Annotated in this window: 21 protein-coding genes, 2 tRNA genes and 1 pseudogene; 19 read left to right on the top strand and 5 right to left on the bottom strand. The window is 73.1% G+C overall.

The genetic code is table 11. The features are described 5' to 3' along the window. The first annotated feature begins 77 nt into the window (after positions 1-77). The 5 genes from EAO77_RS02130 to EAO77_RS02110 all read left to right on the top strand — a co-directional run bounded on the left by EAO77_RS02130 (position 78) and on the right by EAO77_RS02110 (position 5,224). Positions 78-1,343, top strand: a complete 1,266-nt coding sequence (locus EAO77_RS02130; protein WP_147986431.1) for a glycosyltransferase family 2 protein — start codon at positions 78-80, stop codon at positions 1,341-1,343. A gap of 64 nt (positions 1,344-1,407) precedes the next feature. After that, a complete protein-coding gene (locus tag EAO77_RS02125; RefSeq protein WP_147986430.1) occupies positions 1,408-2,475 on the top strand; it encodes a glucose-1-phosphate thymidylyltransferase in 1,068 nt (355 codons plus the stop codon). After that, entirely contained in the window at positions 2,472-3,455 is a 984-nt protein-coding gene (gene rfbB, locus EAO77_RS02120; protein WP_147986429.1) for a dTDP-glucose 4,6-dehydratase, read from the top strand. The genes EAO77_RS02125 and rfbB overlap by 4 nt, the downstream gene beginning before the upstream one ends. After that, entirely contained in the window at positions 3,452-4,354 is a 903-nt protein-coding gene (gene rfbD / locus EAO77_RS02115) for a dTDP-4-dehydrorhamnose reductase (RefSeq protein ID WP_147986428.1), read from the top strand. The genes rfbB and rfbD overlap by 4 nt, the downstream gene beginning before the upstream one ends. A gap of 75 nt (positions 4,355-4,429) precedes the next feature. Continuing rightward, positions 4,430-5,224 (top strand): class I SAM-dependent methyltransferase, encoded by a 795-nt coding sequence (locus tag EAO77_RS02110; protein WP_147986427.1) that lies wholly within the window; start codon positions 4,430-4,432, stop codon positions 5,222-5,224. Between the two features lie 72 nt (positions 5,225-5,296). Here EAO77_RS02110 and EAO77_RS02105 read toward each other — a convergent pair whose 3' ends face one another. Next, positions 5,297-5,953, bottom strand: a complete 657-nt coding sequence (locus tag EAO77_RS02105; protein ID WP_147986426.1) for a dTDP-4-dehydrorhamnose 3,5-epimerase family protein — start codon at positions 5,951-5,953, stop codon at positions 5,297-5,299. A 69-nt stretch (positions 5,954-6,022) separates the two neighbouring features. Then, a complete protein-coding gene (locus EAO77_RS02100; protein ID WP_261993771.1) occupies positions 6,023-8,098 on the bottom strand; it encodes a glycosyltransferase family 2 protein in 2,076 nt (691 codons plus the stop codon). A gap of 330 nt (positions 8,099-8,428) precedes the next feature. Here EAO77_RS02100 and proB point away from each other — a divergent pair, with 330 nt between their 5' ends. The 5 genes from proB (at position 8,429) to EAO77_RS02075 (ending at position 14,098) form a co-directional block, all read left to right on the top strand. After that, the gene (proB, locus tag EAO77_RS02095) at positions 8,429-9,556 is read left to right on the top strand and encodes a glutamate 5-kinase (protein ID WP_187283092.1); all 1,128 of its coding nucleotides are present in this window, start codon (positions 8,429-8,431) and stop codon (positions 9,554-9,556) included. A gap of 140 nt (positions 9,557-9,696) precedes the next feature. Continuing rightward, on the top strand, positions 9,697-10,293 hold the full coding sequence (locus EAO77_RS02090; RefSeq protein ID WP_147986425.1) for a hypothetical protein: 597 nt from the start codon (positions 9,697-9,699) through the stop codon (positions 10,291-10,293). A gap of 656 nt (positions 10,294-10,949) precedes the next feature. Next, entirely contained in the window at positions 10,950-12,242 is a 1,293-nt protein-coding gene (locus tag EAO77_RS02085) for a glutamate-5-semialdehyde dehydrogenase (protein ID WP_147986424.1), read from the top strand. An 88-nt stretch (positions 12,243-12,330) separates the two neighbouring features. After that, positions 12,331-12,918, top strand: a complete 588-nt coding sequence (locus tag EAO77_RS02080; RefSeq protein ID WP_147986423.1) for a hypothetical protein — start codon at positions 12,331-12,333, stop codon at positions 12,916-12,918. Between the two features lie 100 nt (positions 12,919-13,018). After that, positions 13,019-14,098 carry a hypothetical protein gene (locus EAO77_RS02075; protein ID WP_147986422.1) on the top strand — a complete coding sequence of 360 codons (1,080 nt, stop codon included), beginning with the start codon at positions 13,019-13,021 and terminating at the stop codon, positions 14,096-14,098. A gap of 62 nt (positions 14,099-14,160) precedes the next feature. Here the strand turns inward: EAO77_RS02075 and EAO77_RS02070 are convergent, their stop codons facing one another. Then, positions 14,161-15,225: a M48 family metallopeptidase gene (locus EAO77_RS02070; RefSeq protein ID WP_147986421.1), complete on the bottom strand. Its 1,065-nt coding sequence runs from the start codon at positions 15,223-15,225 to the stop codon at positions 14,161-14,163. 191 nt (positions 15,226-15,416) lie between these two features. On the opposite strand from EAO77_RS02070, the gene EAO77_RS38390 reads away from it, so the two are divergent. The 9 genes from EAO77_RS38390 to EAO77_RS02035 all read left to right on the top strand — a co-directional run bounded on the left by EAO77_RS38390 (position 15,417) and on the right by EAO77_RS02035 (position 20,666). Further along, positions 15,417-15,578, top strand: coding sequence for a hypothetical protein (locus EAO77_RS38390; RefSeq protein WP_187283091.1), 162 nt, complete (start codon positions 15,417-15,419; stop codon positions 15,576-15,578). A gap of 38 nt (positions 15,579-15,616) precedes the next feature. Beyond that, positions 15,617-16,240, top strand: a complete 624-nt coding sequence (gene nadD, locus EAO77_RS02065) for a nicotinate-nucleotide adenylyltransferase (RefSeq protein ID WP_147986420.1) — start codon at positions 15,617-15,619, stop codon at positions 16,238-16,240. Positions 16,241-16,259: 19 nt separating this feature from the next. After that, positions 16,260-18,143: an LCP family protein gene (locus EAO77_RS02060; RefSeq protein WP_147986419.1), complete on the top strand. Its 1,884-nt coding sequence runs from the start codon at positions 16,260-16,262 to the stop codon at positions 18,141-18,143. 190 nt (positions 18,144-18,333) lie between these two features. Further along, positions 18,334-18,768 carry a ribosome silencing factor gene (gene rsfS / locus EAO77_RS02055; RefSeq protein ID WP_147986418.1) on the top strand — a complete coding sequence of 145 codons (435 nt, stop codon included), beginning with the start codon at positions 18,334-18,336 and terminating at the stop codon, positions 18,766-18,768. Further along, positions 18,765-19,448: a histidine phosphatase family protein gene (locus tag EAO77_RS02050; RefSeq protein ID WP_147988891.1), complete on the top strand. Its 684-nt coding sequence runs from the start codon at positions 18,765-18,767 to the stop codon at positions 19,446-19,448. The genes rsfS and EAO77_RS02050 overlap by 4 nt, the downstream gene beginning before the upstream one ends. A gap of 152 nt (positions 19,449-19,600) precedes the next feature. Beyond that, positions 19,601-19,673: transfer RNA gene (locus tag EAO77_RS02045), tRNA-Ala, on the top strand. A gap of 346 nt (positions 19,674-20,019) precedes the next feature. Beyond that, on the top strand, positions 20,020-20,193 hold the full coding sequence (locus tag EAO77_RS38385) for a hypothetical protein (RefSeq protein ID WP_187283090.1): 174 nt from the start codon (positions 20,020-20,022) through the stop codon (positions 20,191-20,193). A 3-nt stretch (positions 20,194-20,196) separates the two neighbouring features. Next, on the top strand, positions 20,197-20,430 hold the full coding sequence (locus EAO77_RS02040; RefSeq protein ID WP_147986417.1) for a hypothetical protein: 234 nt from the start codon (positions 20,197-20,199) through the stop codon (positions 20,428-20,430). Between the two features lie 163 nt (positions 20,431-20,593). Next, positions 20,594-20,666 (top strand) — tRNA-Ala (locus EAO77_RS02035). Positions 20,667-20,792: 126 nt separating this feature from the next. Here the strand turns inward: EAO77_RS02035 and EAO77_RS02030 are convergent. Together EAO77_RS02030 and EAO77_RS02025 are read right to left on the bottom strand one after the other, a co-directional pair. Continuing rightward, positions 20,793-22,382 carry an NADH-quinone oxidoreductase subunit NuoF family protein gene (locus tag EAO77_RS02030; RefSeq protein ID WP_147986416.1) on the bottom strand — a complete coding sequence of 530 codons (1,590 nt, stop codon included), beginning with the start codon at positions 22,380-22,382 and terminating at the stop codon, positions 20,793-20,795. Then, a pseudogene (locus tag EAO77_RS02025) lies at positions 22,379-22,787 on the bottom strand (hypothetical protein); the annotation flags it as partial. The gene EAO77_RS02030 and the pseudogene EAO77_RS02025, both read right to left, overlap by 4 nt.

The following is a 22,787-nucleotide window of genomic DNA, read 5'->3' as shown; positions in this document are numbered from 1 at the left end:
CCGGACCGTGGTGTGTCCCTGGTCCGGATGGCCGCGAGCGGCGGCCCCCGGCCGCGCGGCGCGCTCTGGTGGAACCCATGAACCACCCGCTGATACCCCCGAACGCTCCCCGTGTCCCGGACGTCTCCGTCGTCGTCGGCGCCTTCGACGCCATGCCGTACCTGATCCGCTGCCTGGAGTCGGTGGAGTCGCAGACGCTCGGACCCGACCGGATCGAGCTCCTCGCGGTCGACGACGGCTCGGCCGACGGCACGGGGGAGTACCTGGAGGAGTTCGCCGCCCGCTCCAAGGTCCGCACCACCGTGGTGCGCCAGCCCAACTCGGGCGGCCCCGGCGGTCCGCGCAACAGGGGCCTCGCCCTCGCCCGCGGGCGCTACGTCTTCTTCCTCGACGCCGACGACTTCCTGGGCGACGAGGCCCTGGAGCGCATGGTCGCCATGGCGGACCGGGCCGGGACGGACGTGGTGCTCGGCAGGATGGCCGGGCGGGGGCGGGGCGTCCCGCGCTCGATGTTCACCCGGACCGTGGAGCACGCCGACGTCCGCACCTCCCGCGTCGTCTACGCCCTCAGCGCGCAGAAGCTCTTCCGCCGCGAGCTGCTGACACGGCTCGGGCTCACCTTCGACGAGACCTTCACGACCGGCGAGGACGCGCTCTTCACCATGGAGGCGTATCTCGCCGGGAACGGGGTCTCCGTCGTCGCGGACTACGACTGCTACTACCTGGTGGGCCGAGAGGACGGGAAGCACGCGACGCGGCGCGGCGGGTACGAGTCCCGGTTCGCGGCGGTGACCGCGCTGGCGGGGGTGATCGCGCGGCTGGAACCGCCGGGCCCGGGGCGTGACCTGCTGATGGTCCGGCCGTTCACGGTCGGGCTGCTCCAGCAGTTCGCCCCCGCGCTGCTGGGCCGGCCGGAGGCCGAGCAGCGGGAGCGGCTCCGGCTGGCGGCCCGGCTGACCGGGCCGTACTGGAACAGGGGCGTCGCCGCGCATCTGAAGGTCGCCGAGCGGCTGGTCCTGGAGTGCGTCGCCCGGGGGCGGCTCGATCTGCTGAAGGGTGTGCTGGAGTACACCGCCGCCGGGTCCGTCCCCCGGGTGGTGCGGCGGCGCCTGACGGGCCGGGTGTATCTCGCCCTCCCGTACTTCGGCGACCGCCGCGCCGGGCTGCCGGCCCGCACGTACCGGGTGACGGTTCCGGACCGGGCGGGAAGCAGCCGGGTCCTGCCGCCGGAAGGCGGCGCGTCCCTCCTTCGTGAAATGCCGGGCCGTATTCGCCGCCGGGTACGCAGAATCCGTGCGGTACGCGCGCTCCGGGACGCCGGAAGAAGGGTGCGGAATAGGTAACATCGGGATGCCGGGGCGGTATACGCCCCGGCAGTACGTTTTTCCGACCCACAGGGCAGGGACAGTGAAGGCACTCGTACTTTCCGGAGGAGCCGGCACACGACTCCGGCCCATTACGCACACCTCCGCCAAGCAACTGGTTCCGGTGGCCAACAAACCGGTGCTCTTCTACGGCCTCGAGGCGATCGCCGAAGCCGGTATCACCGAGGTCGGCGTCGTCGTCGGGGAGACCGCGGCGGAGATCGAGGAAGCCGTCGGCGACGGTTCCCGGTTCGGCGTCGAGGTCACCTACATTCCGCAGGAGCGGCCACTCGGTCTCGCGCACGCGGTGATCATCTCCCGGGAATTCCTGGGAGAAGACGATTTTGTGATGTATCTCGGCGACAATTTCATTGTCGGAGGCATCAGCGGTCTGGTCGACGAATTCCGCACCGAACGCCCCGACGCGCAGATCCTGCTGACCAAGGTCGCCGACCCGACCTCCTTCGGCGTCGCCGAACTCGACATCACCGGACGCGTGGTGGGCCTGGAGGAGAAGCCCGAGCAGCCCAAGAGCGACCTCGCGCTCGTCGGCGTCTACCTCTTCACCCCCGCCGTCCACGAGGCCGTCCGCGCCATCGAGCCGTCCCGGCGCGGCGAGCTGGAGATCACCCACGCCATCCAGTGGCTGATCGACCGACGGTGCGACGTGCGCTCCACCACCATCGCCGGCTACTGGAAGGACACCGGCAACGTCACCGACATGCTGGAGGTCAACCGGTCCGTGCTGGAGACGGTCGACTGCCGGATCGACGGCTTCGCCGACGAGAGCAGCGAGATCATCGGCCGGGTGTGCGTGGAGAAGGGCGCGCGGATCGTCGGCAGCCGGGTCGTCGGCCCCGCGATCGTCGGCGCCGGCACGCTGATCAGCGGTTCCTACATCGGCCCCTTCACCTCCGTGGCCGAGGGCTGCCGCATCGAGGACAGCGAGATCGAGTACTCGATCCTGCTGCGCGGTGCCTCCATCACCGGCGTGCGGCGCATCGAGGCCTCGCTCATCGGCCGGGACGTCGAGGTCACCCCGGCCCCCCGCAACCCCTCCTCCCACCGACTCGTGCTCGGCGACCACAGCAAGGTGCAGATCTCGTCATGACCACCGCCCTCCTGGTGACCGGCGGCGCCGGCTTCATCGGCTCCCACTACGTCCGCACCCTGCTGGGCCCGCACGGACCCGGCGACGTGCGCATCACCGTGCTCGACCGGCTCACCTACGCCGGCAACGAGGCCAACCTCGACGAGGTCGCCGGCGACGACCGGCTGAGCTTCGTGCGGGGCGACATCTGCGACCCGGAGCTCGTCGGCAAGCTCATGGCCGAACACGACCAGGTGGTGCACTTCGCCGCCGAGTCCCACGTCGACCGCTCCATCGACGGCGGCGCCGAGTTCGTGCGGACGAACGTGCTGGGCACCCAGACCCTCGCCGACGCGGCGCACCGCGCCGGGATCTCCGCCTTCGTCCAGATCTCCACCGACGAGGTCTACGGCTCCATCGACGAGGGGTCCTGGCCCGAGACCCATCCGCTGGCGCCCACCTCGCCGTACGCCGCGGCCAAGGCCGCCGGCGACCTGATCGCCCTGTCCTACCACCGCACCCACGGCCTGGACGTGCGGGTGACCCGCTGCTCCAACAACTACGGGCACCACCACTTCCCCGAGAAGGTCATCCCGCTGTTCATCACCCGGCTGCTCGACGGCGGCACCGTCCCGCTCTACGGGGACGGCCTGAACGTGCGCGACTGGCTCCACATCGACGACCACGTCCGGGGCATCGAACTGGTCCGCACAAAGGGCCGTCCCGGTGAGGTCTACAACATCGGCGGCGGCACCGAGCTCTCCAACAGGGAACTCACCGGGCTCCTGCTCGACGCCTGCGGCGCCGGCTGGGACCGCGTGGAGCACGTCGCCGACCGCAAGGGTCACGACCGCCGCTACTCCGTCGACTGCACCAAGGCCCGCGAGGAGCTGGGCTACCGGCCCCGCAAGGACTTCGCCGCCGGCCTCGCCGAGACCGTCGCCTGGTACCGCGAGAACCGCGCCTGGTGGGAGCCGCTGAAGGAGCGTGCCGCGCTGTGAGCACCTGCTGGCTGGTCACCGGGGCGGACGGCATGCTCGCCCGGGACGTGACGGCGCGGCTCGCCGCGGACGGTGAGCGCAGCACCGCCCTCGGGCGTGCCGCGCTGGACATCACGGGACCCGACGACGTGCGCGCCGCGCTGGCCGCGCACCGCCCCGACGTGGTGGTCAACTGCGCCGCCTGGAACGACGTCGACGGCGCCGAGACCCACGAGGAGGCCGCGCACGCCGCCAACGCGACGGGGCCCCGGGTGCTCGCCGAGGCCTGCAAGGAGAACGGCGCCGTGCTGCTGCACGTCTCCACCGACTACGTCTTCGCCGGGGACGCCCGCGAGCCCTACCCCGAGGACGCCTCCACCGACCCGCGCGGCGCCTACGCGCGCAGCAAGGCGGCGGGCGAGCGGGCGGTGCTGGAACTGCTGCCGGAGAGCGGGCATGTGGTGCGCACCGCCTGGCTCTACGGCGCGGGCGGACGCAACTTCGTCAGCACCATGATCGGCCTGGAGGCCGGACGCGAGACGGTGGACGTCGTCGACGACCAGCACGGCCAGCCGACCTGGAGCGCCGATCTCGCCGCCCTGCTGCTGCGGCTGGGCCGCGGAGCCCTGGCCGGCACCGTGCCGCCCGGGATCCAGCACGGCACGAGTTCCGGTGAGACCACCTGGTACGGCCTCACCCGGGAGATCTTCCGCCTGCTGGGCGCCGACCCGGAACGGGTGCGGCCCACGACCAGCGCGGCCTTCGACCGGCCCGCGCCCCGGCCGGCGTACAGCGTGCTGGGGCACGAGAGGCTGCGGACGTCGGGGATCGAACCCATTCGCGAATGGCGTGAGGCGCTCGCAGAGGCGTTCCCGGAAATCGTCCGGGCGCACAGGAGATCGCGTGTCACCGGGCCGTAGAAGTGTGCGTCCGGACACGTCGCACGCTAACTTCGCTCGAAAGCACAGAATGCGATTCCCCATGAAGGGATTCCAGTGGACCGTCACGGCTTCCTGCGTCAACTGCACCGTGTGAGCAAACCCCGGAACTATTTGGAGATCGGGGTCAACGACGGACGCAGTCTCGCGCTTTCCCGCGTTCCCTCGGTGGCCGTGGACCCGGCATTCCGGGTGGTCACGAGTATCAGCTGCGACGTGCATCTGGTGAGGGCCACGAGTGACGACTTCTTCGCCCGCAGGGATCCTCTGGTCCATCTGCGGACCGGACGCAATCCCTTCCGTGCGCTCGCCCGCCGGGATCCGATGAACGTACTGGGCGGCGCACCGCGCCTGGAACTCTCGTTCATCGACGGAATGCACCTGTTCGAATACGCCCTGCGTGATTTCATGAACGTCGAACGGCATTCCCGCTGGTCCAGTGTGATCGTCCTCGACGACATGCTGCCGAGGAACGTGGACGAGGCCGCGCGCGACCGCCACACCAAGTTCTGGACGGGGGACGTCTACAAGGTCGTCCAGGTGCTCCGGAGATACCGGCCCGACCTCGTCGTCGTGGAGGTGGACACCGCGCCCACCGGCGTCGCCGTCGTCTTCGGCGCCGACCCCGCGAACACCGTGCTGCAGGGTGCCTACGACCGGATCATCGAGGAGTACGTCGTCCCGGACCCGCAGGACGTCCCCGACGCGGTGCTCACCCGCAAGAACGCGGTGAGCCCCGAGGCGCTCCTCGGTGCCGGCTTCTGGCCGGGTCTCGTCCGGGCCCGCACGCTGCGCAGAGGGCGCGCGTCCTTCGCCCCGGTGCGGCGGAGCCTGGAGCGGCTGACGGGCTGACGGGCGGCAGCCCGGCGGCGGGTGTCCCGCGGACCCCGCGGTCCGCGGGACACCCGCCGCCGGCGCGCGCGGTCAGGCCCGGTCGTACGCCCGCCGGGCCGCTCCCGTGCCGTCGGCGGTCCCCGTGCCGCCGTCCTCGCCGTTGAGCCGCGCGTAGTACGCCCGGCACTCCTCGTAGCGGGGCAGCAGGCCCCGGCGCTCCGCCTCCGCGATCCCGGGCGCGGCGGCGTCCTTCTCGGAGAGCACCGGCGCGATGCCCTCGGGCCAGGCGATGCCCAGGCCGGGATCGAGCGGATGGAGGCCGTGCTCCCGCTCGGGGGCGTACCCCTCGGAGCAGAGGTAGACCACGGTCGCGTCGTCCGTCAGGGCCATGAAGGCGTGCCCGAGCCCCTCCGACAGGTACACCGCGCGGTGGTCGAGGTCGTCGAGCCGGACCGACTCCCACCGGCGAAACGTCGGCGACCCGACCCGGATGTCGACGACCACGTCCAGCACCGCGCCCCGCACGCAGGTCACGTACTTCGCCTGGCTCGGCGGCACATCGGCGAAGTGGACGCCGCGCAGCGTGCCCCGGCTGGAGACGGAGCAGTTGGCCTGCTCCAGCCGCAGCCGGTGGCCGGTCGTGGCGGCGAAGTCCGGTGCCTTGAACCACTCGTGGAAGCTGCCGCGGCTGTCGGGGAAGACCCTCGGCTCGTGCACCCAGGCTCCGGCGATGGAGAGTTCCCGCATCTGTTCACGTCCTCTCTGTCGTTGCTGAGGGCCGGGCCGCCGCGGTGCGCGGCGGCCCGGCCCGGGACCTCAGCCGAACACCCGGGCCGCGAGGCGGCGGGCCCGCTTGCGGCCCCCGGCCGGCAGCCTGCGCACGATCGGCCCGACGACGGACCGCACCGCCCGGCGGGCGGCCGCCCGCCGGCGCTCGGTGATCAGCTGCCGCAGCAGCACGGGGTCGGGCACCGGCAGGCCGCCGTCCGGCCGGAGCCGTCCCGCGCCGTCGACGTCCGCGGTGCAGAGAGGCAGCAGCGGCCCCGTCTCCCCGTCCAGCCGCACCGACAGCTGCCAGGTCCCCTCCGGGGCCCCGGGCAGCCGCCGGGGCAGCGTCAGATGGGCACGGCCGAGAGCCGGGCGCAGCGCGCCCGCGGCGGAGTGCACCACGGTGGCCTCGGCGACTTCGCCGTCGTACGACGGCTTGGTCAGCACCAGCTCGGGAGCGCCGGTGCCGGCGCCCGTCCCCGGGGCGGTGCCGCCCGTCGTGAACAGGTCCAGCCGCAGCTGGACCGGCGTCCCCGGCATCCGCAGCACCGTCCGGCCGCGCAGATACGCGGCGGTCCGCTTGCCGCGGCGCGCCACGTCGAGCGTCAGGTTGCCGTGCGGGTCGGTGAAGTACGGGATGACCGACCGCGGCCCGCCGGACAGCAGGGCCGGCACGCAGCGGTCGGCGACATGGTCCGCCCGGTCGGCGCCGAGCCGGGTCCTGCGGACGACACCCAGCCCCCGCACGGTCACCCAGGCGTCCCAGAAGCCGCGCGGCAGGCTGCCGCGCCCCTTCCTGCCGCCCTCCGTGGCCAGGTGCCCCGTGCCGCGCAGCACCACTTCGCAGGTCCCGTCCGGCCGGTCGGTCACCTCGGCGGCGAACGACGCGGGACACGGCCACTCGACCGCCGTCTCCCGGTCCCGCAGCGACAGTTCGGCCGTGAAGCCGCGCAGGTCGTCGGTGATGTCGACGAGTTCCCCGGCGGGCAGGAACCGGTCGGTGACCGCGGGGTCCAGATACAGCCGCCCGTCGCGGCGGACCATGGTCAGCGGTTCGCGGCCCTCCCCGTGCACCAGCCGGGCCTCGATCCGCACCGCGACCCGGCCGTCCGGCTGCCAGGCCAGGTCCTCCAGGCGCACCGCGCCCTTGACCGAGGCGGCGAAGCGGGCGAGGCGGACCAGCCCCTCGGCGTCGTCGGCGCGCAGCAGCCCGGAGCGCAGCCGCAGCATGGGGCCGAGGCCGTCGTGGACCGCGCCGCCCATGAACTCCAGGGCGAGCGGGCGGACCGCGTCGGTCATCGCGCGCAGGAAGGCGTCGTCGTAGCCGAGCACGGCCGGCTCACTGAGGCGGCCGAGCATCTCCACCCGGTAGAAACGGCGCAGCACCCGGTCGCGCAGCGGCCCGGGCTCGGTGCCCGCGACGACGACGTCCAGCACCTCGCGCAGGTTTCCGTAGTACCCCTCGGGGACCAGCTTGGCCGACCCGGCGTTCTTGCCGTCGTCCCGCTTCGAGTAGTGGTAGCAGGTGTACGTGCCGAGGATCGAGACCACCTGGGCGGGGATGTACGCCTTCATCATGTACAGCTGGTCCTCGAGGCGGCGCCTGCCCTCCGGGTAGGCGATGCCGTGCTCGCGGAGGAACGCCGTGCGGAACATCTTGTGCGGTGTGAGGCTGTCGAACAGCGGGGCGTTGCGCAGCGTGCAGCGTTCGCGGTTCTTGCGGAAGACGCCGTGCGGGACGCCCCGGAAGTTGCTGGCCACCTTGCCGATCACGATGTCCGAACCGTTGCGGTGCCCCATGGCGTAGAGCCGGCGCAGGGCGTCGGTGCCGAGGTGGTCGTCCTGGTCGAGGAACTGGACGTACTCGCCCCTGGCCGCCTCCACGCCGATGTTCCGCGGCTTGCCCGGCCAGCCCGAGTTGGGGATGTGGATCACCCGGAAGTGCGGGTGGCGCGAGGCCAGTTCGTCCAGACGGGCCGGTGTGTCGTCGGTGGACCCGTCGTCGACGAAGAGCACCTCGAACTCCCCGGCGGGCATGGTCTGGCCGACGAGCGATTCGATGCAGGGATCGAGGTACTTGCCCGGGTTGTACACCGGGATGACGACACTCACTTTGACCGACACGGCTGTGCCCCGTCTCTTGTGGAAGCCCGACTCGAACAGGCCGGAGGCAGGACGGTGCGGGCGCGTGCCACCGCCCGACGGGCACCTTATCGGCTGGAGTGAACCATCAGGGACATCCGACACAACTCGTGCCGAAACAAGGCGTTCCCTCCCTCTCCTGTGTCCGTCCTGCCGCTGCCCCGTCCGCCCCGGCCGGACTCGGCGACGGCGCCTCCGGGGGCCGGGGGCCGCCGCGTCGTGACCGTTCGCGACCCGCCGTCCCGCCCGGTGCGGTGTCCAGCGCTCGGAACACCCGCGCGCCCGGAGCGGACGCTGGCATAGATTCGTGGTGTGACAGTGGCAAGACAGCAGGTGACGCAGGCCCGCAGGATCGTCGTCAAGGTCGGTTCGTCCTCGTTGACCACCGCCGCGGGCGGCCTCGACGCCGACCGCGTGGACGCGCTCGTCGACGTCCTCGCCAAGGTCCGCAGCGGGGGTGAGAAGGAGATCGTCCTGGTCTCCTCCGGCGCCATCGCCGCGGGTCTGGCACCGCTCGGGCTGGCCCGCCGGCCGAAGGACCTCGCCCGGCAGCAGGCCGCGGCCAGCGTCGGCCAGGGCCTGCTGGTCGCCCGCTACACCGCCTCCTTCGCCCGTTACGGCGTCCGGGTCGGCCAGGTGCTGCTCACCGGCGACGACACCAGCCGCCGCGCGCACTACCGCAACGCGTACCGCACCCTCGACCAGCTGCTCGACATGGGCGCCGTGCCCGTCGTCAACGAGAACGACACGGTCGCCACCGACGAGATCCGCTTCGGCGACAACGACCGCCTCGCCGCGCTCGTCGCCCACCTCGTCCGCGCCGACCTGCTCGTCCTCCTCTCCGACGTCGACGGCCTCTACGACGGCGACCCCTCCCGGCCCGGCACCTCCCGGATCGACCAGGTGCGCGGCCCCGGCGACATCGCGCACGTGCAGATCGGCAGCGCGGGGAAGGCGGGCGTCGGCACGGGAGGCATGGTCACCAAGGTCGAGGCCGCCCGGATCGCCGCCGCGGCCGGCGTGCCCGTCGTCCTCACCTCCGCCAGCCGTGCCGCGGACGCCCTCGCCGGCCGCGACACCGGCACGTTCTTCCACGCCACCGGACGGCGCTCCGCGGACCGGCTGCTGTGGCTCGCCCACGCCTCGACGCCCCAGGGCTCGCTGACCCTCGACGAAGGCGCCGTGCGGGCGGTCGTCGAGGACCGGAAGTCGCTGCTGCCCGCCGGGATCGCCGCCGTGGACGGCGAGTTCAGCGCGGGGGACCCGGTCGAGCTGCGTGACGCCGAGGGGCGGCCGGTGGCCCGGGGGCTCGTCAACTTCGACGCCAAGGAGATCCCCCAGCTGCTCGGCCGCTCCACCCGGGAGCTCGCCCGCGAACTCGGACCGGCCTACGAACGCGAGGTCGTACACAGGGACGATCTCGTCGTCCTGGAGACGTGACCCGCCCCTGAAAGGCGGAAAGTCCCGGCATCAGGCAGAGACCTTTACCAAAACCGCCCCGGACCGAGCCGCGGACTGGTCCACTTTGATGCGGACGCGCGGGATCCACGATCCCGCGACGAAGCGACAGGAGGCGGCCGGTGAGACGAGCGCGCCCGGGGGACACCCCCCGAGGCCCTGGGAGGCCCCCCGGCCACCGGGCGTCGGGTGAGGAGCGGACCCTGACCAGCGTCGGCGGGGTCGCCGACCTCGGCGGACACCTGGGCGAGCCCGGCACCGGCGCGCCCGACGGGACACCGGCAGGCGCGCGGAGCGGGTCCCAGGCCACGCGGGAGCAGGGCACCCAGAGCGCGCGGCAGCCCGGCGAGGGCGGTCGGACGCCGCGGGAGCAGCCGCTGTCCCGGCTCTGGCACATCACGCTGAGCGTCTCGGGGCCCGAGGCGCCGCTGAAGGAGGTCCGCCGCGGTCTCGAACAGCTCGCCCACGACCACCCCTTCCTGCTGACCAGCCGGTACGCCAACGACCACGCGGAGATCCGCTACTGGGAGGAGGCCCGCGACCTCCACGACGCGGCGGCGGTGGCGCTGCGGCTGTGGGGCGAGCACCGCTCGACGGCCAAGCTCCCGCCGTGGGAGATCGTCGGCCTGGAGGTCATCGACCGGCAGACGTACCACCTGCGGGTCGCCGAGGGCTACGGCCCGCCACCCGCCTCCCCGATCGGCGTCCACCCCTTCTGACGCGCCCGGCGCGGCGCGCCCCTGGGCGCCATCCCGCGGCCCGGCTCGGGCAGGCGGGAGCTTGGCCGTCGAGCGGTGCTCGCCCCACAGCCGCAGCGCCACCGCCGCCGCGTCGTGGAGGTCGCGGGCCTCCTCCCAGTAGCGGATCTCCGCGTGGTCGTTGGCGGCTCGGGGACGAGTCTTCGCGCCGGCGCCCCGGGGCGACGGGGCGGGCTGCCCGGCCTGCTGCCCGCTGCCCGTGCCCCGGCGGCAGGCGGTGGGCGGCCCCCCGATGCCGTCCCGCGGCGAGCGGTACGCGCGGGCGCTGAACCGGTGGCGTGCCGCGATCGGGCTCGGGCGCGGTGCGGCCACCGTCGACGCCGTCCCTCGGCGCGACGCCCCGGTCGACGGGGCGGGGCCGCCCGGCCCGCTGCCCGCTGCCCGCGCCCCGACCGTAGTCGGCCCGTCCTGCGCCCCGACCGCAGTCGGCCCGTCCCGCGCCCGCGCCCGCCCCCGGCGCGGTCGGCCCGTGCCGGAGCCCGCGCGGGGCGCCGTCCGCCGCCCGGCCCGGGCGACGGACGCCCGCCCGCCCGCCGCTTCGCGGCGTTCGTCCCGCATTCGTCTCGCACTCCGGGATACTTCCGGTCCACCCCCGCGGGCGCACTACCCTGCGGGGTATGACGTCGCTCTCTTCGGTCACGCCGTACGACAACATGTCCCCGGTCACCCGGGCCGCCTACCGGGCCAAGGCCGCCGCCGCCGACCTCGCGCCGCTGCCGCGGGCGGCGAAGGACGACGCGCTGCTGGCGATCGCCGACGCGCTCGAAGTGCGGACGAGCGAGATCGTCGAGGCCAACGCCGTGGACATCGAGCGGGCCCGCGAGGCCGGCACCAGCGACGCGATCATCGACCGGCTCACGCTCACCCCCGAGCGGGTGCGGGCCATCGCCGCCGACGTACGACAGGTCGCGTCGCTGCCCGACCCGGTCGGCGAGGTGGTGCGCGGCTCGACGCTGCCCAACGGCATCGACCTGCGCCAGGTGCGCGTCCCGCTCGGTGTCGTCGGCATCATCTACGAGGCCCGCCCCAACGTGACCGTCGACGGCGCCGCGCTCTGCCTCAAGTCGGGCAACGCGGTGCTGCTGCGCGGCTCGTCCTCCGCGTACTCCTCCAACACCGCGCTGGTGAAGGTCATCCGCGACGCGGTCGGCGGCTCGGGCCTGCCGGCCGACGCCGTGCAGCTCGTCCCGGGCGAGAGCCGCGACTCCGTGCAGGAGCTGATGCGGGCCCGCGGCATGGTCGACGTGCTGATCCCGCGCGGCGGCGCCTCCCTCATCCGCACCGTCGTCGAGGGCTCCACGGTCCCCGTCATCGAGACCGGCACGGGCAACTGCCACGTCTACGTCGACGCCGAGACCGACCTCGACATGGCCGTCCACATCCTGCTGAACTCCAAGGCCCAGCGCCCGAGCGTCTGCAACGCCGCGGAGACGCTGCTCGTCCACCGCGACATCGCCGACGCCTTCCTGCCCCGCGCGCTGGACGCCCTCGCCGAGGCGGGAGTCACCGTCCACGGGGACGAGCGGGTCGTCGGCTACGCCGACGGGACCAAGGCCACGATCGTGCCCGCGACGGCCGAGGACTGGGAGACCGAGTACCTCTCCTACGACATCGCCGCCGCCGTGGTCGAGTCGCTGGACGCGGCCGTCGCGCACATCCGGCTGTGGTCCTCCGGGCACACCGAGGCCATCGTCACCACCTCCCAGGCCGCCGCCCGCAGGTTCACCCAGCTGGTGGATTCCACGACGGTCGCGGTGAACGCCTCCACCCGCTTCACCGACGGCGGGGAGTTCGGCTTCGGCGCCGAGATCGGCATCTCCACCCAGAAGCTGCACGCCCGCGGGCCCATGGGCCTGCCGGAACTCACCTCGACCAAGTACATCGTGACCGGCGACGGTCACACCCGGTAGCCGCCGGCCCCCGCCCGGACCGTCACCCGGGCGGGGAGACTTCTCGCTCTGCCTGCCGAAAGCGGTCCCGCCGGTCTACTCTGGGACGGTGCCGGACGACGTGGGGGGCAGGCCGTTCCCGGACGGCTGGGAGCCCGACGACGACCGCGGGGGCGCGGACGAGGACTTCGCCTCCGTGGTGTTCGACGAGGACTTCGTACGGGCCGCGGAGTTCCACGAACCGTCGGCGGTGGAGCGGCTGCTGGCAGCCGCCGAGGCCCGGGCCGAGGCCGAGGCCGCCCGCTCCGGCTTCCGCAACGCCCCCTCCGACGACGACCTCCGCGACCGTGCCCACGGCCGTGACCCCGGGCACGCGTACGACGAGGACGTCGCCCACGACGACCCGGACGGCCCGTACGGGCGCCACGGCGGCGCACTGCGCCCCTACCGCGGCACCGCCCACTGGCACCGGCCCGTGGCCTGGATCCTCGCCCTGGTGATGGGCATCGGCATGGTCGCCCTGGCCTTCACCGCCGTCTACCGGGGCGCTTCCGGGGGCCGCGAGGTGCCGCAGCCCGCCAGGACCGGGGTGGACGCACCGCCGACGGGCGCCACCGTCAGCGGCAGCGGAGGCGGTCCCACGGCCGCCGTCGGCGACCCGCGGTCGCGCGTCCCCACCGGGCCCGCAGCGCCCTGAACCGGCGGGTGCGGCCATGTGGCCCAGCGCGTGAGAACTCGTCAGAACTTGACGCGTACCAGCGCGTTTACGGCGATGCCGGGAGACCTACCCTGAAAGTATGGGTCGGCGCGGAGACCCGCCTGAGGGGCCGCCCGAGGGGCCGCCCGGCGGTGAGGACGAGTACGCATCCGTCGTCTTCGACGAATCGTTCGTGAACGCTGCCCGCGTCCAGGAGTTCTCCGCCGTGGAGCGCATGGGCGATCACGCACCGGCCGTGCGGAGCCTGCCCTCCCGCGGCGGACACGGCCCCCGTCGGATCCTCCTTCTCCTGGTGCTGGTGGCCCTCGCCTTCGGGACCGCCGTCTATCTGGGTGTGCGCCAGCCCTACCAGCCCTCCGCCTCCCGCCCGGCGGAGACCCTGCGGATGACGCTCGTCCCGCTGGCCCCCCGCGGCACGGTGCCCGGCGGCACCCCCGAGCAGGTTTTCGAGGAGGGGCCGGCCGCCCAGTACCGCACCGGCGCCTCGGGCATCGCGCTGCCCGCCGTGCGGCGCACCGACCACTTCACCGAGGACCAGGTGACCACCGCGCTGGCCACCGTGAAGGACTACCTCGTCGCCTCCTCCGTCGATCCCGATGTGCTCACGGGCGGCGAGGTGCGGGGCGTGCGGGCGCTGCTCCACCCCGACCAGCTGGCCCAGTTCGACCGGAGCATGGCCACGCCGGCGGCGGACGGGCGGCACGCGGCCACCGGCTGGCTGGTGCGCTTCGACCCCGCGAAGGTGGAGCTGGCAGCCACCGGGGTGCGGGTGTCGGGCGCGCTGCTCGTCACCGAGCAGGACGCCGGGGCGCTGGAGGTCACGGCCGACCACACCTTCGCGTATGCCCTGCGGCCGGCCGCCGCAGCGGGCCCGGTCGAGGAACGGGCGTCGCTGTACACCGTGCGGCGCGAGCTGCACTTCCGCCTCGACCGCGACGATCTGCGCCACCACCGGCTCACCGTGCTGACCAGCCATGCGCAGGCCGGTCCGCAGGACTGCGCGGAGGACACGGCGGCCGTGCTGCACCCCCTGCTGGCCGGCCGGCGCGCCACGTCCACGGGCCCGGCCGGCACGGATCCCTACGCCCCGGGCCCCGCCAGGGCGGCCCTGTGCGGATCGCTGGCCGACCGGCCCGGCCCTTCGCCCGCCGCACCCTGACACCCGGCGCACCGGCCGGGCACGGCGCCGTGCGCACCGCCCCGAACGCCGGCCGGGGCGGGTCAGCCCTCGCTCGTGGCGCCGCTGCCGTTGCTCCCTCCGGAGCCGGTCGCGCCGGTGAACTTGTCGCGCAGTCTGCCGCCCAGGTCGCCGGCCCCGCCCGCTATGTCGCCGACCAGCTTCATCAGCGGATCCTTGCTGGTGCGCACCGAGTCGGCGTAGTGGGACGCCGACTCGCGGAACGAGTCGGTCACCGAGGTGTCCTTGTCCTCGGAGCGGCGCGGGTAGTGCCCGTCCATGATCCGCTGGTGGTCGCGGCTCTCGGCCCATCGCTTCAGCTCCGCCGCGCGGACCGTGGTGAACGGGTGCGAGCGGGGGAGGACGTTGAGGATCTTCAGGACGGAGTCGCGCAGGTCGCCGCCTGCCTCGTAATCCTCCGCCTGCTCGAGGAAGGCGTCGACGTTCATCTCGTGGAGGTGGTTGCCTCCCGCGATCTTCATCAGGCCCCGCATCGACGCCTGGAGGTCCTGGCCCACGAGCAGGCCGGCCCGGTCCGCCGAGAGCTCCGACTTGCGGAACCACTCACGCAGCGCCGTGACGATCGCCATGATCGCCACGTTCCCCAGGGGGATCCAGGCGACCTTCACCGCCAGGCCGGTGAGGAAAAGCAGGATGGTGCGGTACACGGAGTGCCCGGAGAGGGCGTGGCCGACCTCGTGTCCGACGACGGCCCGCATCTCCTCCTCGTCGAGCAGTTCCACGAGGCCGGTCGTCACGACGATGATGGGCTCGTCGAGGCCGATGCACATGGCGTTCGGCTTGGGGTCCTGCGTCACGTACATCGAGGGGACCTTCTCGAGGTCCAGGATGTAGCAGGCGTCCCTGAGCATGGTGTGCAGATGCGCGAACTGATCGTCGCTCACCCGCACGGAGTCGGAGAGGAAGAGCAGTCGCAGGCTGCGCTCGGGCAGCAGCCCGCTGAGCGCCTTGAAGACGGTGTCGAAACCGCTGAGCTTGCGCAGCGCCACCAGCGCCGAGCGGTCGGCGGGATGTTCGTAGGCCCGGGAGGAGATGTCCTCGAAGCGCCGGCGCCTCCTGCTCGGCGCGTACTCCTGACCGTCGGTCATGATGCCCCCTGTGTGTCGCGAGTCGTGCTCGTCCCCCTGACAGGACCCCAGCGTAGGTGCTGGTGCCGAGGCGTGACGGAGCCTGTGGACAACCTCAACGACCGAGTCGCCGTGAGCGTGCCCGAGCGGCCCGCATACGATGTGCGCGAAGTCTCTCCGCCCGGTTCCCCGATGAAAAGGTCCTGCTGAAGATGAGCCTCACGAGCGCCGCCGCCAACCTGGTCACTCTCGCCGAGGGCGCCGAGCACGGCGGCAATCACGCAAGCCTCAGCCCCTACCTCACCGGTATCGGCGCCTTCGTCGTGCTGATGCTGCTGCTGTGGATCACCACCCGCTTCAACCGCGACCGCTGAGTCGGGGCCGGCGGCCCGTGCCAGTAGGCTCTGCACGCATGGGAGAGCAGAACGCGGCGGCGGGTACCGGCTCCGGCAGGCGCCGTCTCGGTGTGATGGGCGGGACCTTCGACCCGATCCACCACGGGCACTTGGTGGCCGCCAGCGAGGTGGCCGCCCTGTTCCACCTCGACGAGGTGGTGTTCGTGCCCACCGGGCAGCCGTGGCAGAAGAGCCATCAGCAGGTGTCACCGGCCGAGGACCGTTATCTGATGACGGTCATCGCCACGGCGTCCAACCCGCAGTTCTCGGTGAGCCGCATCGACATCGACCGCGGCGGCCCGACGTACACCAGTGACACCCTGAAGGACCTGCGCGATCTCAACGACGACGCGGACCTCTTCTTCATCACCGGCGCCGACGCGCTCTCCCAGATCCTCGGCTGGCGCAACGCCGCGGAACTGTTCTCGCTCGCCCACTTCATCGGGGTGACGCGTCCCGGCCATGATCTGACCGACGACGGGCTGCCGGAGGGCGGTGTCTCCCTCGTGGAGGTGCCCGCCCTGGCGATCTCGTCGACCGACTGCCGGGAGAGGGTCGCCCAGGGCGACCCGGTCTGGTATCTGGTGCCGGACGGTGTGGTGCGCTACATCGACAAGCGCCAGTTGTACCGCGGCCAGTGAGCCACGGAGAGGGGCACCGGTGAACGACCAGCACGACTCCTACGACCCGTACGGGCAGCAGCCCAGGATCGTCGGCTACGACGAGTACGGGCAGCCGGTCTACCAGCAGCCCCAGCAGTACGACCCTTACGCTCAGCAGTCCTCCCCGTACCCTCAGCAGCCCCAGGATGGCGGGCAGGGCGCCGGGGGCCGGGGCTACGACCCGTACGCCCCGCAGGATCCCTACGCGGCGCACGATCCGTACGCCACCCACGACCCGTACGCCGCGCAGCGGGACACGGGCGGGTACGGCCGGGCCCCCGGCGACGGTTACGGCGACACCGCCGGCGGCGGCTACGGCGACACCGCCGGCGGCGGGTACGGAACGGAGCCCGGCGCCGGCGGTTACGGCAACCAGCAGTACGGGAGCGGGCCGGCCGGCCAGGGGCAGGGCTACGACCCGTACGGCTACGACACGGGCACGCAGCCCGCCGTCGACACCACCCAGCAGTGGAACATCCCCCAGCAGCAGGCCGCCCCCGCGGCCCCGGAGGCGCCCGCCGTCCCGGAGCAGCGCCGGGCGGAGGCCGGGGACGGCGACGTCCGCTCCGGCGGCGACGTGCGCCCCGGCGGCGACGTGCGGGACGCGGGGGACCGCGACTACCGCACGGAGCAGTTCGCCTTCATCGAGGAGCCGGACGAGGACTCCGAGGACGTCATCGACTGGCTCAAGTTCACCGAGAGCCGCTCCGAGCGCCGTGAGGAGGCCAAGCGCCGCGGCCGCAACCGGGTCGTCGCCCTCGCCGTCGTCCTCGCGCTCGCGCTCGTCGGCGGTGTCGGCTACCTCTGGTACGCCGGAAAGCTGCCCGGGACGTCGGACGCGCAGACCTCCGCCGGTACCGCCGCCGGCCCGCAGAAGCGCGACGTGATCGTGGTGCACCTGCACAACACCAAGAGCGAGAAGACGTCCACGGCCCTGCTGGTCGACAACGTCACCACCCAGCAGGGCACCACGGTCCTGCTGCCCAACACCCTGTCGGTCGCCAACGACGACGGCACCGCCACCACCCTCGGCAAGTCCGTCGAGGACGACGGCTCGACCGGCACCCGTGAGGCGATCGGCACCCTGCTCGGGGCGAAGATCTCCGGCACGTGGCGGCTGGACACCCCGTACCTGGAGAACCTCGTCGAGCTGGTCGGCACGATCGACCTGACGACGGACGCCGCCGTGCCGGCCGCCGAGAAGGGCGATGCCCTGCTCGTCGAGAAGGGTGAGAACCAGACCCTCGACGGGCGGGCCGCCGTGGCCTACGCGACCTGGTCGGCCCCCGGCGAGGCGGAGGAGAAGCAGCTCCAGCGCTTCGGCCAGGTCATGCAGGCCGTGCTGAAGAAGCTGCCCGACGACGGGGCGTCCGCGACCGTGATCGTCGAGACGCTGGGGCAGATCCTCGACCCGTCCCTCAACGAGAAGGACCTCGGCAGCTCCCTCGCCGGCCTCGCCGAGCACGCCAAGGGGGGCGACTACCGAACCGCCCTCCTGCCGGTGCAGCAGAACGGCACCCTCACCGAGGAGGCCGCGGACAGCGTCGTCGAGGACGTGCTCGGCGGCTCGGTCAGCGCGCCGGAGGCGGGCGCGGCCGTCCGGGTCGGCGTCAAAAACGCGACCGGCGACACCGACGCCACGGAGAAGGCCCGGATCTCCCTGGTCAACGGCGGTTACACGGTCATCGACGGCGGTTCGGCGGACCGGGCGGACGCGTCCCGGGTCACCTATGCCGACGACGCCCACAGGGCGAAGGCGGACGAGGTCGCGAAGACCCTCGGACTCCCCGCGAACGCGGTCGCCAAGGGCAAGGCCGCGACCAACGCCGACGTGTCGGTGGTCCTCGGATCCGACTTCGAGGGATCCGGCTCCGGGGACTGACCGACCGCCGCGGGAACGCGGCGAGGGGCCGCCCCGGGCACGAGGCCCGGAGCGGCCCCTCGCGCCGCGCGGTGCGGGCGTGCCCGCCCGCGGCTGCGGCGCACGCGGGAGCGTGCCGGAATACGGGCGAGGTGTGTCGGCGGTCCGTGAGACCCTTGAAGCAATTCCGACCACCGACGAAAGCCTGCTTGTGACCGCTACGGACCGTTCCATCGAGCTCGTCAACGCCGCCGCCCAGGCGGCCGCCGACCGGCTCGCGCACGACATCATCGCGTACGACGTCAGTGACGTGCTGTCGATCACCGACGCCTTCGTGCTCGCCTCCGCGCCCAACGACCGCCAGGTCAAGTCGATCGTCGACGAGATCGAGGAGCGGCTGAACAAGCAGCTCGGCGCCAAGCCGGTGCGCCGCGAGGGCGACCGTGACGCCCGCTGGATCCTGCTCGACTACGTCGACATCGTCGTCCACGTCCAGCACAGCGAGGAGCGCGTCTTCTACGCGCTGGAGCGCCTGTGGAAGGACTGCCCCGAGCTGCCCCTCCCCGAGGACGCCCGCAGGACGCGCGGCAAGGCGGAGGAGCACGCCCAGCTCGCCGGGAAGGAAGCGGAAGGGGACCTGAGCTGAACGGGAAGCCGGACGGGGGTGCGGCCGCCGGCCGCACGGAGAGGAAGCGCGGTCGCCGGATCGTCCTGTGGCGGCACGGTCAGACCTCCTGGAATCTGGAGCGCCGCTTCCAGGGCACCACGGACATCGAGCTGACCGAGACGGGCGTGGCCCAGGCGCGGCGTGCCGCCCGCCTGCTCGCGGCCCTTCAGCCGGACGCCGTCGTGGCCTCCGACCTCAAGCGGGCCGCCGCCACCGCGGCCGAGCTTGCCGCCCTCACGGGCGTCGACGTCTCCTACGACGCGGCGCTGCGCGAGACCTACGCCGGCGTGTGGCAGGGCCTGACCCATGACGAGATCGTCGCCCGCCACGGCGAGCAGTACGCGGCCTGGAAGCGCGGGGAGCCGGTGCGCCGCGGCGGCGGCGAGCTGGAGACCGAGGTCGCCGACCGGGCCGCGCCCGTGGTGCTGCACCACGCCGACAAACTGCCCGACGACGGCACGCTCGTGGTGGTCAGCCACGGCGGCACGATCCGCACCACCATCGGACGGCTGCTCGGCATGGAGGCCCACCACTGGGAGAGCCTCGGCGGGTTGTCCAACTGCTGCTGGTCGGTCCTGGGCGAAGGCGCACGGGGCTGGCGGCTCCTGGAGCACAACGCCGGCACGCTGCCCGAGCCGGTGCTCGGCGACGACACCTGAGCGGTGCCCGGTGGGCGGCCGCGCCGGTGTCCGTGCCGCGGTCCGTGCCCCCGCGCAGGGGGCCCGGACGGGCTCGCGGCCCGGATTTCACTTTCCGGCAGGTCGCAGGCTAAAGTTCTTCTTGTTCGCAGCGCGGAGCGCGAAGAACACGCGGGGCTATAGCTCAGTTGGTAGAGCGCCTGCATGGCATGCAGGAGGTCAGGAGTTCAATTCTCCTTAGCTCCACAATCCGGATCCCGCCCCCGTCAGGGGGCGGGATTTCGCGTTGTAGGGCCACCCTGGCCGTCGTGAGGGCCCCGGCGCGCTGAAGGCCCGCGGACGGCACTGCGCTCCGGGGTCGGCGCCGACTGCCGGGGCCGCCGTCCCCGGGCCCGCTTCCCGACCCGGCTCGAAGGGGCGGGAGCCTCCGTTTCCGGGGGCGCCTCAGCGGGCCCGCATCCCGGCGCTGTTCGCTGTCTGCGTAGTCGGTTCCCTGGCCGGTCTCGTTCGCAAACGCCGCTGACCTCCGCGCGCCGCCGTGGCAGAATCGGACGGCCGGGAGGGGACGCCGGCTGTACGGAGGGAGCGCACGATGCCCGCCAGCGGCGAGCAAGCCGAGGAGGCTGCCGGTGACCTGCCTGCCACGGCCGGGGCGCGTACCCGCCTCAGCTGTCCCTCCTGCGGTTCCTCCCATGTCGCCCAGGTCCTCGGCGACAACGGCGGTGTGTCGTACGTGTGCACGGCCTGCGGTCACAGCTGGAGCTGAGTGATGGGTGCACACAGGCGGAAATGCGACTGGTGCGGCGGCGGTACGCCCATCGTCAGGGACATGGACCCGGTCAACCCCGAGTACCAGTACTGGTGCGAGGAGTGCGCGAGGGCGCTGATCATAAAAGGCGACCCGATCGAGACGTATCGGGAACTGGAGGGCGAGCCCATCTACGGGCGGCTCCTCGACGAGCACTGCACGCTCAAGCGCTTCTATTCGTTCGCAACGGCGTGAGCCGCCCGGCTCCGCCCGCGCACCGCCGGGCGCGCCCCGCCCGCCCCGGCCGCCGGAGGGCCCGCGCGGAGCCCGTCAGGGAAACGATTTGGAGATGCGCCGACGAGGGCGTTAATGTTCTCTACGTCGCCGCGAGGGAAACCGGGCGGAGGACGCACAACAAGGGGCTATAGCTCAGTTGGTAGAGCGCCTGCATGGCATGCAGGAGGTCAGGAGTTCAATTCTCCTTAGCTCCACAGCAAGAAGAAGCGGGCCACCCGGTCAGGGTGGCCCGCTTCTCGTCGTGGTGCTCCCGCACCCCTCACCGTTCCCGCACCCTCGCGGGGACCGGCCGAGGCCGTCCCCGCGAGGAGTGGCGGACGTCAATCGCGGCCGCTGCCCAGGGCCTTGCGGTTGCTGCTCGGCAACGCGGGCCGAGCCGCCGCCGGTGGCGGGGCGTCCACCTGCTCGATGCGCATCGCCAGTGCCGGGCAGCGGCGCACGGCGCGCTGCGCACGGCCGCGCAGATGCACCGGGACCACCGCGTCGGCGACGGAGGGGTATCCGTCCGGATTCAGCCGGATCAGTTCCGGCACGATGTCGGCGCACAGGCCGTGCCCCTGGCAGAGCGTCCAGTCGATGAAGACCTTCTCGCCGCTGGGGATGGACTCCTCGGCCTCCTCGTAGCCCGGCAGCGGAAGCGGCAGCACGCCCAGGGTGGGCCGCCCGCACCCGCCGTGCAGCACATGGGCGGCGAGGTCGTCCGTGAAGGCGGAGAGCGTCGAGGCGAAGAAACGGGCCGAACCGTCCGGGTGCTTGCACGCCCCCCGGCCCTTCACGGCCTGGGTGACCTCACGCAGCGCCTCCAGCGCCGCGGGCCCGCCGCCGTTCATCACATCGGCGAGACCGCCGGCGGCGGCGGGCAGTCCGAGCTTGCACGGCCCGCACTGGCCGGCCGTCTCGGCGGCGAGCCAGTTGGCCACCCGCAGGGACTCGCCGAGGGGACAGGTCTCCGGTCCGATCGGCAGGATCGCCCCCGCGCCCAGCGCGCCGCCCACGGACGCCAGGGACGCCTTGGAGACGACGGCCTCGTGCACGGCGACCGAGTCGATCCAGTTGCCGTGGTACCCGCCGGTCAGCACGCCCTGCGGCAGCGGCGGGGCGCCCGCCAGCTGCAGCACGTAGCGCAGCGGGACGCCCGTCGGCACCTCGACGACCATGGGCCGGGCCACCGCCCCCGAGATCGTCAGCATGACCGTCCCCGGCTCCGAGTCGAGCCCGGTGTGGGCGTAGCGCCGGGAGCCGATGCGCGCGGCGACGGCGAGCTGCGCGAACGTCTCGGCGTTCGACAGCAGGGTCGGGGCGCCGCCGACCCCGGAGTCGGCCGCGCGCACCCGGCGGCCCGGCGGCAGCGCGGGGCCGCCGTTCACCGCGCGGATCACCGACGACGCCTCACCGGAGACCATGCGTTCCGGCGTGCGGACCACGCGGGCGCGCAGCTGCTGGCCCCGGCGGTCGGACAGCCCCCGCTCCGCGAGCGCGGCGCGCATCGAGACCTCCGTGGAGTTGCGGGTCACCGCGACGACCAGGGTGCGCGCCCCCAGCGCCTCGGCGGCCAGCAGCGCGCCGTCGAGGATCAGATGCGGCGCGCGGTTGAGGAGCACCGTGTCCTTGCGGCAGGCGGGCTCGCCCTCGCTGCCGTTGACGACGACGACCGGGCGTATCCCGCGCCGGATCGCCGACTTGGCCACGGCGCGCAGCTTCCTGCCGAACGGGAAGCCGGCGCCGCCGCGCCCGGTCAGGGATATCTCCTCGGCGAGCTGGGCGAGTCGCTCGCCGCTCACCGGCTCCAGCGGACCGTGGACCTTCAGATGCATCTGGAGGTCCAGCCGTTCGACGAGGTCGAAGCCCTGCGTCAGCTGGGGAAGACCGACGACCCGGACCTCGGGGACGTCGGGGAGGGGGGTGTTCACGGCCGATCTCCTGCGGGTGCGTTCCAGGGTTCTCCGGCGGACGGCGGCCGGAAGAGGGTGTCCGGAGCCGGGGCGGGCCCGTCCTGAGCGGCGCCGGGCGGGTAGGGGGAGGCGGTGTACGGGAAGCCGCCGGACGGACCGCCGTAGGCGTCCGGGCCGTACGGGGCACCGTCGGGCACCGGGCCCGTGAACGGGTCGGAAGCGGAACTTCCGTACGGGGAGGTGCCGTACGGGGACGTGGCGGAGGCGCCGGTGCCGTACGGAGCCGTGGCGCCCGTGTCGGCGCCGTACGGGGCGGATGCGCCGAACGTCCCGGGGGAGCCGTAGGCGTCCTCGCCGGTCGGCGTTCCGTAGGTTCCCGCGGCCGGGCCGTCATCGGGGCGCACGGACCTCGCGGGCGGGGGC

The organism is Streptomyces sp. T39, assembly GCF_008042045.1.
Classification (GTDB): Bacteria; Actinomycetota; Actinomycetes; order Streptomycetales; family Streptomycetaceae; genus Streptomyces.
The sequence above is the reverse complement of the archived record's forward strand: the minus strand, read 5'-3'. Positions and strand labels throughout refer to the sequence as shown.